Genomic DNA, 14,054 nt, shown 5'->3' on the forward strand with positions numbered 1-14,054 from the left:
AACCCGCCTCGGCGGCGGGGGGGGCTGTCTGGTTCCGCGCCGCCTCGTCGGGGCGGGGGTTCTTTTTGTCCTCGCCCCCCCCCCCCGCGCGGGGGGGGGGGGGGGCGGCCCGCGCCGCCTACATCGCCGGCTTCGCCGCCACCTCCAATCTGGAGGCCCAGCGCCGATACGGCATACCCGCCGAGGGCACCTCGGCACACGCGTTCACGATGCTGCACACCCAGCCGGACGGCCCGAACGAGCTGGCGGCGTTTCGCGCCCAGGTCGACGCCCTGGGCGTCGACACCACACTGCTGGTGGACACCTACGACGTGACCAACGGCGTGGCCAACGCCGTGGCCGCCGCCGGCGACAAGCTCGGTGCGGTGCGCATCGACTCCGGCGAACTCGGGGTGCTGGCCCGCCAGGTGCGCAAGCAGCTTGACGGGCTGGGCGCCACGCAAACCCGCATCGTGGTGTCCGGCGATCTCGACGAGTTCAGCATCGCCGCCCTGCGCGCCGAGCCGGTCGATAACTACGGCGTCGGCACGTCGCTGGTGACCGGTTCGGGCGCACCGACCGCGAGCATGGTCTACAAGCTGGTCGAGGTGGACGGCATGCCGGTGCAAAAGCGCAGCAGCCACAAGGAATCCACCGGCGGCCGCAAGGAAGCGCTGCGGCTGTCGCGCCCGACCGGGACCATCACCGAAGAGGTGATACACCCCGCCGGCCAGCCGCCCGATACCACCGATCCGTGCCGAGTGCTGACGACGCCGCTGGTCCGTGGCGGAGAGGTGGTATCCCGCCCGGACCTTCAGGCGGCGCGCGAGCTGGTGGCTTCCGGCCTGCGCAGCCTGCCGTGGGAGGGGTTGAACCTCTCGCACGGCGACCCGGCGATCCCGACGACGCAGATTCGGCGCGTACCGAGTTAGCCCGGCCAGACGTGAGCATGTCCGTGCCCGAATTGCTCGCCATCGCCGTGGCCGCGCTGGGCGGCACCGAGCGCCCCGGTCAAGTGGAGATGGCCCTGGCGGTCGAGCGGGCCTTCGAAACCGGCGAGCACCTCGTCGTGCAAGCGGGGACCGGCACCGGCAAGTCGCTGGCCTACTTGGTGCCCGCGATCGCCCGCGCCGTCAGCGACGACGCGCCGGTCGTGGTGTCGACGGCGACGATCGCGCTGCAGCGCCAGCTCGTCGATCGCGACCTGCCCCGGCTGGCCGATTCGCTCGCCGATGCGCTACCCCGCCCCCCGCGGTTCGCGCTACTGAAAGGGCGGCGAAACTATCTGTGCCTGAACAAAATTCACGGTGATATTGCTGGCGGAGCCGACGAGACGGACGCGGAAGGCGAACGCCCGCAGGAAGAGCTGTTCGACGCCATGGCCGCCACCGCGCTGGGCCGCGACGTGCAACGGCTCACCGCCTGGGCATCGACGACGGGCACCGGGGACCGCGACGACCTGAAGCCCGGGGTACCCGACCGGTCCTGGTCTCAGGTGAGCGTTTCGGCGCGGGAATGCCTCGGGCTGGCCCGCTGCCCGTTCGGCTCCGAGTGCTTCTCCGAGCGGGCCAGAGGTGAGGCCGGCCGTGCCGATGTTGTCGTCACCAACCACGCGTTGCTGGCCATCGACGCCGTCGCCGATTCGGCGGTGCTGCCAGAACATGCGCTGCTGGTGGTCGACGAGGCGCACGAGTTGGTCGACCGGGTGACGTCGGTGGCCACCGCGGAGCTGACGCCGTCCGCCCTCGGCGTCGTGTCCCGGCGGATCACCCGGCTGGTGGATCCGGAGCTGACCCAGCGGCTGGAGGCCACGACGGCCAACCTGGCCGCCGCGCTCCACGACGCCAAGCCCGGCCGGATCGATCGCCTGGACGAGGAGATGGCGACATACCTGACCGCGCTGCGCGACGTGGCCACCGCGGCGCGATCGGCGATCGACACCACCAGTGACGCGAAGGCGGCGTCGGCCCGCGCCGAAGCCGTTGCGGCACTGAGCGAAATCTCCGATACCGCGTCGCGGATCCTGACGTCGTTCGGCCCCGCCATCCCGGATCGCACCGACGTGGCCTGGCTCGACCACGAGGACAACCGGGGCTCCCCGCGGGCCGTGCTGCGGGTGGCGCCCCTGTCGGTCGCCGGCTTGCTGCGCAACGAGGTGTTCTCGCGGTCGACCGTGGTGCTGACGTCGGCAACGCTGGCGCTCGGCGGGTCCTTCGACGCGATGGCCGCCGCGTGGGGCCTCAGCGGTGGGGACGCCGACGACCACCCGAAGTGGCGGGGCCTGGACGTCGGATCGCCGTTCGAGCACGCCAAGTCCGCAATCCTGTATGTGGCCGCCCATCTGCCCCCGCCGGGCCGCGACGGCACCGGCTCGGCCGAGCAGCTGAGCGAGATCGCCGAACTCATCACCGCCGCCGGAGGCCGCACCCTGGGGCTGTTCTCGTCGATGCGGGCCGCCCGGGCTGCCGCCGAGGCCATGCGCGAACGGCTGTCGACGCCGGTGCTGTGTCAAGGCGACGACAGCACTTCTGCGCTGGTCGAGCAGTTCAGCGCCGACCCCGAGACCTCGCTGTTCGGCACCCTGTCGCTGTGGCAGGGCGTCGACGTGCCCGGGCCGTCGCTGTCGCTCGTGCTGATCGATCGCATCCCGTTCCCGCGGCCCGACGACCCGCTGCTGGGCGCCAGGCAGCGGGCGGTGGTCGCGCGCGGGGGCAACGGTTTCATGGCCGTCGCCGCCACCCACGCCGCCCTGCTGCTGGCGCAAGGCTCGGGCCGGCTGCTGCGCCGCGTCAGCGACCGCGGCGTGGTCGCGGTGCTGGACTCCCGGATGGTGACCGCGAGGTACGGCGGTTACCTGCGCGCCTCGCTGCCGCCGTTCTGGCAGACCACCAACCCCGCACAGGTCCGCGCGGCGCTGGAGCGGCTGCGCGCCTAACGGGCCTGCTATCGAGCCAACGTGACCAGGCCGAGTTCGTTGCTGGCTGCCAGCATGGGATGGTGTGGCAGCACGCGCACCGTGTAGCCGACCGCGCCGGCCAGCGGCAGCGGCGTCGTGGTGGAGAAGACCTGGTTGCCCGCTTCCGCTGTGCCGGTGTACGCCATATCGACGGTCACCGGATCCAGCAGCGCATCGCTGGCGTCGACCCGGCCCACCACCGCCTGCACCGTGACCTCGTCGGGCCTCAGGCCGGCCAGGTGCACGGTCGCGGTCAAGGTCAGCTTCGAGCCGAGCACCGGGATGTCCGGCAGGCCGGTGCTGTCGACGTCGGTGATGGTGATCTTGGGCCACGCCTCCCCGGCGCGTGCGCGGTAGCCCGCCAGCTCCCGTGCCGCCCCGAACTCTGCGTCATGTTCGTCGCCCGGCGCGACGGTCTTGCGCAGCGACTGCGCCGCCGGCGTGTAGTACTGCTCGACGTAGTCGCGCACCATGCGGGAGGCCAGGACCTTCGGGCCCAGGGTCTGCAGGGTGTGGCGCACCATTTCAATCCACCGGGGCGGCAACCCCTGCTCGTCACGCTCGTAGAACTTCGGTGCCACGGCCTGTTCCAAGAGGTTGTAGAGCCCGCTGGACTCCAGGTCGTCGCGACGGGACTCGTCGGCCACGCCGTCGGCAGACGGTATCTCCCAACCGTTTTCGCCGTCGTACCATTCGTCCCACCAACCATCGCGGATGGACAGGTTCAACCCGCCGTTGAGCGCGCTCTTCATCCCCGAGGTGCCACAGGCTTCCAGGGGCCGCAGCGGGTTGTTCAGCCACACGTCGCAGCCCCAATACAGCAGTCGGGCCATCGACATGTCGTAGTCGGGCAGGAAGGCGATGCGGTGGCGCACCTCCGGGCGGTCGGCGAAACGCACCACCTGCTGGATCAGCGCCTTGCCGCCGTCGTCGGCCGGGTGCGACTTCCCGGCGACGATCAGCTGCATCGGCGTCTCCTCGTTGAGCAGCAGCCGTTCCAACCGCTCGGGGTCACGCAGCATCAGCGTCAGCCGCTTGTAGGTCGGCACCCGTCGAGCGAACCCGATGGTAAGCACGTTCGGGTCGAAAGCCGTTGCTATCCAACCTAATTCGGCGTCCGACGCGCCCCGCTCCAACCATGAGCTGCGCAACCGCCGCCGGACATCCTCCACCAGCAGCGACCGCAGCTGCGAGCGGATCCACCACAGGTGGCCCGCGTCGACCTGCTGCAGTCGCAGCCACACTCCCGGGTCGCTGAACGAATCCGAACCAGCCAGCTCGCGCCCCAGCTCCAACCATTGCGGCGCCGCCCAGGTGCGCGCGTGCACGCCGTTGGTGATCGACCCGATCGGCACCTCGCTCGGGTCGAACCCCGGCCACAGCTCGTTGAACATGGCCCGGCTCACCCGGCCGTGCAGCAGCGAGACGCCGTTGGCCCGCTGCGCCAGCCGCAGCCCCATGTGAGCCATGTTGAACTTGGTCGGATCGTCGTCGGCGCCCAGCGCGATGATCCGCGCGGTCGGCACGCCGGGCAGCAACGCGGGCGCATCCTTGGCGTCTGCCTTGCCCGCGAGATGGTCGTCGAAGTAGAGCCGCACCATGTCGACGGGGAACCGGTCGATGCCGGCGGGCACCGGGGTGTGCGTGGTGAACACCGTGCTGGACCGCACCACGGTCAGCGCCGTGTCGAAGTCCAATCCCGAATCGGTCACCAGCTCGCGTATGCGTTCCGCACCGAGGAAACCGGCGTGCCCCTCGTTCATGTGGAACACCTCCGGCGCCGGCAGCCCCTCGATGGCGGTGAACGCGCGGATCGCCCGCACCCCGCCGATGCCGGCCAGGATTTCTTGTCGCATCCGGTGTTCCTGGTCGCCGCCGTAAAGACGGTCGGTAACGCTGCGCAGCTCGTGCTCGTTCTCCGGGACGTCGGAGTCCAGCAGCAGCAGCGGGACGCGACCGACCTGCGCGACCCAGATCCGCGCCCGGAGCTGCGCGGAATCGGGAAGCGTCAGCTCCACCAGCGCCGGAACGCCCGTTGCGTCGGTCAGCAGCCGCAACGGCAGCCCCTGCGGGTCGAGCGACGGGTAGGTCTCGTTTTGCCAGCCGTCGGCGGTCAGCGACTGCCGGAAGTATCCGGAGCGGTAGTAGAGGCCCACCGCGATCAGCGGGACCCCCAGATCGGACGCCGACTTCAGGTGGTCACCGGCCAGAATTCCCAAGCCGCCCGAGTAGTTGGGCAACACCTCGGCGACGCCGAACTCCATCGAGAAGTAGGCGATGGCGGCCGGCATCGGGACGCCCTCGTGCTGTCGTTGCTGATACCACAGCGGGCGGCTCAGGTAATCGTTCAGGTCGGCCGCCAGCTCGTCGAGCCTGCCCAGAAATCCTTCGTCGAGCGCCAACTCGTCGAGCCGCGCGGGGTTCACCGCGCCGAGCAGGGCCACCGGATCGGAGCCGCACCGCGCCCACAGCGTGGGGTCGATGGTCGCGAACAGGTCGTGCGTCGGCTTGTCCCACGACCACCTCAGGTTGGTCGAGAGCTGATCCAGCGCGGCCAGACGCTCGGGCAAATGAGCACGGACGGTAAAGCGGCGAAGGGCTTTCACACGTCACTACCTTACTGAGGATTCCGAAGCTCGCAGGACGACCGATGGCCGTTCGCCTTCGGGTGTGTGACCGGACACTAGGGTGGGTATCGGGTAGTTGTTGGGGCGGCAACGATGCTTCCCCATCACACGAAGTCCCCCACGACAGGAAGTTTCTAGACGCGAGGCATTCCGCGACGCAGCACACCGCGGTTTGGCCGCACACAATCGGAACATCCCCGGTGACCATCACGGACCGCGCGGCGTTCCGAAGAGGAACCGGAGATATCGAACCGGAGAAATCGAACCCGACGGTGACGATTCGGCGCGCGTAGCGGGCCGAGGAGGAACCGGAGAAATCGAACGGAGTGGTTGTGCCCGGTCGTGTCGAGATCGACAACGTCGCGCCCGTCGTTTCCTGCGGCGCATACCCCGCCAAGGCCGTGGTCGGTGAGATCGTCCCGGTCAGCGCCGCGGTATGGCGTGAGGGCCACGAGGCTGTCGCGGCGACCCTGGTCGTGCGCTACCTCGGGCCGCGCTATCCGCAGGTGGCGGAAACCCGGCGGATCAAGGCGGTTCAAGCGCCCGAGCGTACCGTGGCCGCGCTGGACGGCAAGGTCGCCGAGCAACGGGTCAAGCCGTTGCTGGTTCCCATGACGGAGGGCTTGGAGCCCTACGTTTTCCACGGTCAGTTCACCCCGGATCGCGTCGGGCTCTGGACCTTCCGGGTCGACGGGTGGGGCGACCCCATCCACTCCTGGCGGCACGGGCTGGTCGCCAAGCTGGACGCCGGCCAGGGTGAGAAGGAACTGTCCAACGACCTGCTGATCGGGGCCGCGCTGTTCGAGCGCGCCGCAACCGGGGTGCCGCGCGCCCGGCGCGATCCGCTGCTGGCGGCCGCCAAGACGTTGCGCACCCCCGGGGATCCGGTGACGCGCACCGCGCTGGCCCTGTCACCCGAGATCGAAGAAATCTTGGCGACGTATCCGTTGCGCGATCTGGTCACCCGCGGCGAACAGTACGGGGTGTGGGTGGACCGGCCGCTGGCCCGGTTCGGCTCGTGGTACGAGATGTTCCCGCGCTCCACCGGCGGGTGGGACGCCGACGGCAGGCCCGTGCACGGCACGTTCGCCACCGCGGCCGCGCAGCTTCCGCGGATTGCGGACATGGGGTTCGACGTCGTCTACCTGCCGCCCATCCACCCGATCGGCAAGGTGCACCGCAAGGGCCGCAACAACTCCCCCACCGCCGCGCCCGGAGATGTGGGGTCGCCGTGGGCGATCGGCAGCGACGAGGGCGGCCACGACGCCGTTCACCCGAAGCTCGGCACCATCGACGACTTCGATGACTTCGTCGCCGCCGCCCGCGATCTCGGCATGGAGGTGGCCCTGGACCTGGCACTGCAATGCGCACCGGATCACCCGTGGGCCCGCGAACACCGGCGATGGTTCACCGAATTGCCGGACGGCAGCATCGCCTACGCGGAGAACCCGCCGAAGAAATATCAGGACATCTATCCGCTCAACTTCGACAACGACCCCGCGGGCCTCTACGACGAGGTGCTGCGCGTGGTCCGGCACTGGGTGGACCACGGCGTCAAGTTCTTTCGGGTCGACAACCCGCACACCAAGCCGCCCGACTTCTGGGCCTGGCTGATCGCTCAGGTCAAAGACCAAGACCCCGACGTGCTCTTCCTGTCCGAGGCGTTCACGCCGCCGGCCCGCCAGTACGGCCTGGCCAAGCTCGGCTTCACGCAGTCCTACAGCTACTTCACCTGGCGCACGGCCAAGTGGGAACTCACCGAATTCGGCAACGACATCGCCGCCCTCGCCGATTTCCGCCGGCCCAACCTGTTCGTCAACACCCCCGACATCCTGCACGCGGCGCTGCAGCACCACGGCCCGGGCATGTTCGCCATCCGCGCGGTGCTGGCGGCGACCATGAGCCCCGCCTGGGGTGTGTACTCGGGCTACGAGCTCTTCGAGCACCGCGCGGTGCGGGAGGGCAGCGAGGAGTACCTGGACTCCGAAAAGTACGAATTGCGTCCCCGCGACTTCGAGGGCGCGCTCGCCGAGGGCAGATCACTCGAGCCGTTCATCAAGAAACTCAACGCGATTCGCCGCGTGCATCCCGCGCTGCAGCAGTTGCGCACCATCCATTTCCACGACGTGGACAACGATGCGCTGCTGGCTTACAGCAAGTTCGACCCGGCCACCGGCGACTGCGTGCTGGTGGTAGTGACACTGAACGCGTTCGGGCCGGAGGAGGCCACGCTGTGGTTAGACACGGCGGCATTGGGTATGGAGCCCTATGAGCGGTTCTGGGTGCGTGATGAGATAACCGGCCAGGAGTACCAATGGGGGGCGACGAATTACATTCGCCTGGACCCTGCGCAGGCGGTCGCCCACATCATCAACATGCCACTCATACCGCACGAAACCCGAAACACGTTGTTGCGCAGGAGGTGACAGGGCCCGAAAGGGGAAGAATATGAGCCGAACCGAACAACTCGCCAGCAAGCACCTGGCCCCCGACCCTTCCGACCTGGCGCGCCTGGTGGCCGGTGCGCATTACAACCCGCACGGCATCCTGGGCGCCCATGAGTACGACGACCACACCGTCATCCGGGCGTACCGGCCACACGCCCGCGAAGTCGTCGCCCTGGTCGGTGACGACCGATTCCCGTTGCAGCACATCGAGGCCGGCCTATTCGCGGTGGCGCTGCCGTTCGTGAACCTGATCGACTATCGACTGGAGATCACGTACGAGGGTTCCGACCCGTACGTTGTCGCCGACGCCTACCGCTTCCTGCCCACCCTGGGCGAGGTCGACCTCCACCTGTTCAATGAGGGCCGCCACGAGCGGCTCTGGGAAGTCCTTGGGGCCCATCCCCGCTCGTTCAACACGGCCGACGGCGTCGTCAACGGGGTGTCGTTCGCGGTGTGGGCGCCCAACGCCAAGGGCGTCAGCCTGATCGGCGAATTCAACGGCTGGACCGGAAACGACGCTCCCATGCGGGTGCTGGGTTCGTCGGGCGTGTGGGAGTTGTTCTGGCCCGACTTCCCGCTGGGCGGTCTCTACAAGTTTCGCGTGCACGGCGCCGACGGTGCCGTCACAGAGCGGGCCGACCCGTTCGCCTTCGCCACCGAAGTGCCGCCGCACACCGCCTCGCGGGTATCCCTCAGCGAGTACACGTGGCAGGACGCCGAGTGGCTGGCGCAGCGCGCGCAACGCAACCCCGTGTTCGAGCCGATGAGCACCTACGAGGTCCATCTGGGCTCGTGGCGTCCCGGACTGAGCTACCGCCAGCTCGCCCAGGAGCTGACGGAATACGTTGTGGAACAGGGATTTACCCATGTCGAGCTGCTGCCGGTCGCCGAGCACCCGTTCGCCGGGTCGTGGGGATACCAGGTCACGTCCTACTACGCGCCCACGTCGCGATTCGGCAGCCCGGACGAATTCCGGGCCCTGGTGGACGCGCTGCACCAGGCCGGCATCGGCGTCATCGTCGACTGGGTGCCCGCCCACTTCCCGAAGGACGCGTGGGCGCTGGGGCGGTTCGACGGCACCCCGCTTTACGAGCACTCCGATCCCAAGAGGGGCGAACAACTCGACTGGGGCACTTACGTCTTCGACTTCGGCCGTCCGGAGGTGCGCAACTTCCTGGTGGCCAACGCGTTGTACTGGCTCGAGGAGTACCACGTCGACGGCCTGCGGGTGGACGCCGTCGCGTCGATGCTCTACCTGGACTACTCGCGCCCCGAGGGCGGCTGGACGCCGAACATCTACGGCGGGCGGGAGAACCTGGAGGCGGTGCAATTCCTGCAGGAGATGAACGCCACCGCGCACAAGGCCGCGCCGGGCATCGTCACCGTGGCCGAGGAGTCGACATCGTGGCCCGGAGTGACGCGGCCGACAAACCTTGGCGGCCTGGGCTTTTCGATGAAGTGGAACATGGGCTGGATGCACGACACGCTCGACTACATCGGCCGCGACCCGATCTACCGCAGCTACCACCACCACGAGATGACCTTCTCGATGCTTTACGCGTTCAGCGAGAACTACGTGCTGCCGATCAGCCACGACGAGGTGGTGCACGGCAAGGGCACGCTGTGGGGACGGATGCCGGGCAACAACCACGTCAAGGCCGCCGGGCTGCGCAGCCTGCTCGCCTACCAGTGGGCACACCCCGGTAAGCAGCTGTTGTTCATGGGCCAAGAATTCGGCCAACGCGCCGAGTGGTCCGAGCAAAACGGGCTGGACTGGTGGCAGCTTGACGAGCAAGGTTTTTCCAACGGAATTTTGCGCTTCGTACGCGACATCAACGAGATCTACCGCAGCCATCCGGCGCTGTGGAGCCAAGACACCATTCCCGACGGTTATTCCTGGATTGACGCTAACGACTCCGCCAACAATGTGCTGAGTTTTCTGCGGTATGGAAGTGACGGCTCGGTGATGGCCTGCGTATTCAATTTCGCGGGTGCCGAGCACGGCGGGTACCGGCTGGGCCTGCCGTCGGCCGGCCGCTGGCGCGAGGTGCTCAACACCGACGCGACGGTCTACAACGGCTCGGGAATCGGCAACATGGGCGGCGTCGACGCCACGGAAGACCCGTGGCACGGACGCCCGGCTTCCGCGGTGCTGGTCCTGCCGCCGTCGTCGGCGCTGTGGCTGGAACCCGAATAGGGGCGACTTCACCCCTGGCGAGCGCTAGTAGAGCGCGTTGGCCAGGTTGCGCCGCCCGGCGATGACCTCGGGATCGGCGGGGTCGAAGAGCTCGAACAGCTCGATCAGACGCGTACGCACGCGGGTACGGTCATCGCCGGATGTGTTGCGCACCAAGGCGATCAGGCGGTCGAACGCCGCGCCGACATCCTGGTTGAGAATTTGCACGTCCGCGGCGGCGAGGGCTGCGTCGATGTCGTCGGGCGCGGCATCGGCGGCGGCGACGACGTCGGGGCGTTGCGTGGTTGCGCGCGCGAGGAAGTCGATCTGGCGTATCGCGCCCTTCGCCTCCACGCTGGCCGGATTGGCATCTAGGATCGCCTGATACGACTGCTTGGCGGCGGCGAAGTCGCCGGCCTCGAGCTGTCGGCGGGCTCGGTCCAGCTCCGGGTCCACTTCCCCGGCTTCCCCGGGATCTCCTGGGCCCCTTAGCTTCCCGGCGGTCGCCGAAACCAGCGAGTCCACCCAGCGGCGCAATTGATCGGGCGGCTGCAGGCCCTGGAAGCTCGACAGCGGCTGCCCGGCGGCCAGGGCCACCACGGTCGGGACCGCGTCCACACCGAATATCTGCGCCACCCGGGGCGCCACGTCGACGTTGACCGTCGCCAGCGACCACTTGCCGTTGTCTTCGGCGGCCAGGGCGGACAGCGTGTCCGCCAGCTCGACGCACGCGTCGCTGCGGGGCGACCACAACAAGACCACGACGGGCACTTCGTCGGACCGGATCAGCACTTCCTGCTCGAAATTGGCCTCGGTGACCTCCGTGGCGCCCGGCGGTGCCGGCGCCGAACCCCCGGCGGGGCCAGTCGAAGAAGCGTTCTGCTGGGCTCGCTGCTTGAGACCGGAGAGATCGACCGCGCCAGCCAGCGCGGGCCCGATCGAGGATCGCGGACGCGTCACGCCGTTAAGTTTGTCATGCCCGTCGGTGACCGAGCCACCCGGTCGCGGCGGCGCTGAGCGGCGGATATGACGAAGATCACAACTGGCCGACACAGCTAACCGCCAGCAACTCAGACGGGGGCGGTCGAAGCGCCCCAGCGTGGCTAGCCGGCGCGCAGTATCAAAGCGTCACCCTGGCCGCCCGCCCCACACAGCGCGGCGACGCCGTACCCCGAGCCGCGGCGGGACAACTCCAGCGCAACATGCAGCGCGATTCTGGCCCCGGACATGCCGATTGGGTGCCCGACGGCAATCGCGCCGCCGTTGACGTTGACGATCTCGGGATCGACGCCAAGTTCCCGGGTCGAGGCCAGCGCCACCGCCGCGAACGCCTCGTTGATCTCCACGACGTCCAGCTGGTCGACGGAGATTCCCTCGCGGGCGAGCGCCTTTTTGATCGCGTTGGCCGGCTGCGACTGCAACGTCGAATCCGGTCCGGCCACAACGCCGTGCGCGCCGATCTCGGCCAGCCACGAAAGCCCCAGCTCCTGCGCCTTCGCCTTGTTCATCACCACGACCGCCGCCGCGCCGTCGGAGATTTGCGACGCCGAACCGGCGGTGATGGTGCCGTCGCGGCGAAACGCCGGTTTCAGGCCGGCCAGGGACTCGGCGGTGGTGTTGGCGCGGATGCCCTCATCCTCGGTGAACTGCAGCGGATCGCCCTTGCGCTGCGGGATGTTCACCGGCACGACCTCGTCGGTGAAGACGCCGTCCTTCCACGCCGCGGCCGCCTTCTGGTGCGACCGGGCAGCGAACTCGTCCTGTTCGGCGCGGGTGAACTTGTCGACGTCGTTGCGCTGCTCGGTGAGCGCGCCCATCGGCTGGTCGGTGAACACGTCGTGCAGGCCGTCGTAGGCCATGTGGTCCAGGACCGTGACGTCGCCGTACTTGTAGCCCGCGCGGCTGTCCATCAGCAGGTGCGGCGCCCTTGTCATGGACTCCTGGCCGCCGGCGACCACCACGTCGAACTCTCCGGCCCGAATCAGCTGGTCAGCGAGCGCGATGGCGTCGATTCCGGACAGGCACATCTTGTTGATGGTCAGCGCCGGAACGTCCCAGCCGATGCCGGCCGCCACCGCCGCCTGCCGGGCCGGCATCTGGCCGGCCCCGGCCGTCAGCACCTGGCCCATGATCACGTACTCGACGGCGGAGGCGGGTACGTTCGCCTTTTCCAGCGCGCCCGTGATCGCGATGGCGCCCAGATCGCTCGCCGAAAAGTCCTTCAGCGAACCCATCAACTTGCCGATGGGCGTCCGTGCCCCAGCAACTATCACCGACGTCGTCATGAGCTCCTCCTGGGCGTGCGCAAACGGCCGATTCCGCAACCTGGAGAAGCGGAATCTTTGCTGCCACGTTACCGTGGTGTGATGACGACCGATCAAGTTGACGCCCGTCAGCTGCTGGCCACCTCATTGGTGACGGCGATCGATCACGTCGGCATCGCAGTCGCCGACCTCGACGCTGCTATCGCCTGGTACCACGACCACCTCGGCATGATCCTGGTGCACGAGGAAGTCAACGAGGACCAAGGAATCCGCGAGGCCATGCTGGCGGTGCGCGGCGCCCAGAAGGGCACCGCACAGATCCAGCTGATGGCCCCGATCGACGACTCCTCGACGATCGCGAAGTTCCTCGACAAGCGCGGCCCGGGCATTCAGCAGATGGCCGTTCGGGTCAGCGATCTGGACAGCCTCTCCGAGCAGCTCCGCTCCCAGGATGTCCGCCTGGTATACGAGGCGCCCAGGCGAGGCACAGCTAACTCGCGGATCAACTTCATCCATCCCAAGGATGCGGGTGGCGTGTTGATCGAGCTGGTCGAGCCGGCCTCGGAAACCGCCCGAAACTAAGACCACTTCCTGGTCGGGCCGCGATTGGCGCGGTTCGCCCAGCACGGGCTGTGCCAATGCCGCCGCTCTTGAACCCCTGGCGAGGCGCCCAACAGCGGTGAGTCGGCCGGCCACACCACCACGTGCGCCGTGCCGGAACGGATTTCGTGATCGCAGCCGGGGCACCGGTAGGTCTTGAGCGCGCGGGCCGCGGCGACGGGGTGCACTTCGTAGTCGTGGCCATCGGGTCCCGTCTCCACCCGGCGTAAGGCCGGCGACAGCGACGCCGGCCGCTGCCGACGTGGCGGGGTGCGGCGCCGAGCCATGTCGCAAGTCTAATCGGGCAGGTCAGAACAGCCGGTATTCGTCGCTGTCCATGCCGCGCATCTTGTCGTAATCCAATGTGAGGCAACGAATCCCGCGGTCGGTGGCCAAAGTGCGCGCTTGCGGTTTGATCTGCTGGGCTGCGAAAATCCCTCGGACCGGCGCCAGCACGCTGTCGCGATTGAGCAACTCGAGATAGCGGGTGAGCTGCTCGACCCCGTCGATCTCGCCACGCCGCTTGATTTCCACCGCGACCGAGCCGCCCCGTTCGTCGCGACACAGCAGATCGACGGGCCCGATCGCGGTCATGTACTCGCGGCGGACCAACGTGTATCCCTCACCCAGCAGTTGGACGTGTTCGGCGAGCAGGGCCTGAAGGTGGGCCTCCACGCCGTCCTTGACCAAGCCCGGGTCCACGCCCAGGTCGTGGCTGGAGTCGTGCTCGATCTCCTCGACGGTGATCCGCAGCTGTTCGCCCGCCTTGTTCTCGACCACCCACACCGGCACCTCGCCGCCGGCGTCTTCGGTCACCCAGCACGGCGGGCTCATCCAGTTCAGCGGCTTGTAGGCGCGGTCGTCGGCGTGCACACTGACCGACCCGTCGGCTTTGAACAGCAGCAGCCGGCGCGCCGATGGTAGGTGTGCGGTGAGCCGGCCGACGTAATCGACGGTGCACTGGGCGATCACTAGGCGCACCCGACTCACCTTAGAGCGTGGCCC

10 protein-coding genes are annotated in these 14,054 nt (G+C 68.4%); 5 read left to right on the plus strand and 5 right to left on the minus strand.

The features are described 5' to 3' along the window. Both A5764_RS11005 and A5764_RS11010 read left to right on the plus strand, forming a co-directional pair. A partial coding sequence (locus tag A5764_RS11005) for a nicotinate phosphoribosyltransferase (RefSeq protein ID WP_231989676.1) occupies window positions 1–911 on the plus strand: 911 nt, incomplete at its 5' end. 17 nt (window positions 912–928) lie between these two features. Then, entirely contained in the window at window positions 929–2,914 is a 1,986-nt protein-coding gene (locus A5764_RS11010) for an ATP-dependent DNA helicase (protein WP_067113018.1), read from the plus strand. Between the two features lie 8 nt (window positions 2,915–2,922). On the opposite strand, the gene glgP is transcribed toward A5764_RS11010, so the two are convergent. Beyond that, a complete protein-coding gene (glgP, locus tag A5764_RS11015) occupies window positions 2,923–5,541 on the minus strand; it encodes an alpha-glucan family phosphorylase (protein ID WP_067113030.1) in 2,619 nt (872 codons plus the stop codon). A 353-nt stretch (window positions 5,542–5,894) separates the two neighbouring features. On the opposite strand from glgP, the gene A5764_RS11020 reads away from it, so the two are divergent. Continuing rightward, window positions 5,895–7,988 (plus strand): alpha-1,4-glucan--maltose-1-phosphate maltosyltransferase, encoded by a 2,094-nt coding sequence (locus A5764_RS11020; protein WP_231989677.1) that lies wholly within the window; start codon window positions 5,895–5,897, stop codon window positions 7,986–7,988. A 22-nt stretch (window positions 7,989–8,010) separates the two neighbouring features. After that, complete coding sequence (gene glgB, locus A5764_RS11025; protein WP_067113043.1) at window positions 8,011–10,206, plus strand: 1,4-alpha-glucan branching protein GlgB; 2,196 nt, start codon at window positions 8,011–8,013, stop codon at window positions 10,204–10,206. A 24-nt stretch (window positions 10,207–10,230) separates the two neighbouring features. Here glgB and A5764_RS11030 read toward each other — a convergent pair whose 3' ends face one another. Then, a complete protein-coding gene (locus A5764_RS11030) occupies window positions 10,231–11,145 on the minus strand; it encodes a tetratricopeptide repeat protein (protein ID WP_067113045.1) in 915 nt (304 codons plus the stop codon). A 143-nt stretch (window positions 11,146–11,288) separates the two neighbouring features. Beyond that, the gene (locus A5764_RS11035) at window positions 11,289–12,470 is read right to left on the minus strand and encodes an acetyl-CoA C-acetyltransferase (RefSeq protein ID WP_067113048.1); all 1,182 of its coding nucleotides are present in this window, start codon (window positions 12,468–12,470) and stop codon (window positions 11,289–11,291) included. A gap of 78 nt (window positions 12,471–12,548) precedes the next feature. On the opposite strand from A5764_RS11035, the gene mce reads away from it, so the two are divergent. Beyond that, window positions 12,549–13,031, plus strand: a complete 483-nt coding sequence (mce, locus tag A5764_RS11040) for a methylmalonyl-CoA epimerase (RefSeq protein ID WP_197501317.1) — start codon at window positions 12,549–12,551, stop codon at window positions 13,029–13,031. On the opposite strand, the gene A5764_RS11045 is transcribed toward mce, so the two are convergent. Both A5764_RS11045 and nucS read right to left on the minus strand, forming a co-directional pair. Then, entirely contained in the window at window positions 13,028–13,336 is a 309-nt protein-coding gene (locus tag A5764_RS11045; protein WP_067113052.1) for a hypothetical protein, read from the minus strand. The two genes, mce and A5764_RS11045, sit on opposite strands and share 4 nt — an antisense overlap. A 22-nt stretch (window positions 13,337–13,358) precedes the next feature. Further along, entirely contained in the window at window positions 13,359–14,030 is a 672-nt protein-coding gene (nucS, locus tag A5764_RS11050; protein ID WP_067113054.1) for an endonuclease NucS, read from the minus strand. Window positions 14,031–14,054: the final 24 nt, after the last annotated feature.

This window comes from Mycobacterium sp. 852002-51057_SCH5723018 (genome assembly GCF_001667035.1).
Lineage (GTDB): Bacteria > Actinomycetota > Actinomycetes > Mycobacteriales > Mycobacteriaceae > Mycobacterium.

What these genes read in the sequence shown, in the direction of transcription:
- A5764_RS11045 (WP_067113052.1), bottom strand. Translation starts at nt 13,336, where the DNA reads ATGGCTCGGCGCCGCACCCCGCCACGTCGGCAGCGGCCGGCGTCGCTG.
- A5764_RS11010 (WP_067113018.1), top strand. Translation starts at nt 929, where the DNA reads ATGTCCGTGCCCGAATTGCTCGCCATCGCCGTGGCCGCGCTGGGCGGC.
- glgB (WP_067113043.1), top strand. Translation starts at nt 8,011, where the DNA reads ATGAGCCGAACCGAACAACTCGCCAGCAAGCACCTGGCCCCCGACCCT.
- A5764_RS11035 (WP_067113048.1), bottom strand. Translation starts at nt 12,470, where the DNA reads ATGACGACGTCGGTGATAGTTGCTGGGGCACGGACGCCCATCGGCAAG.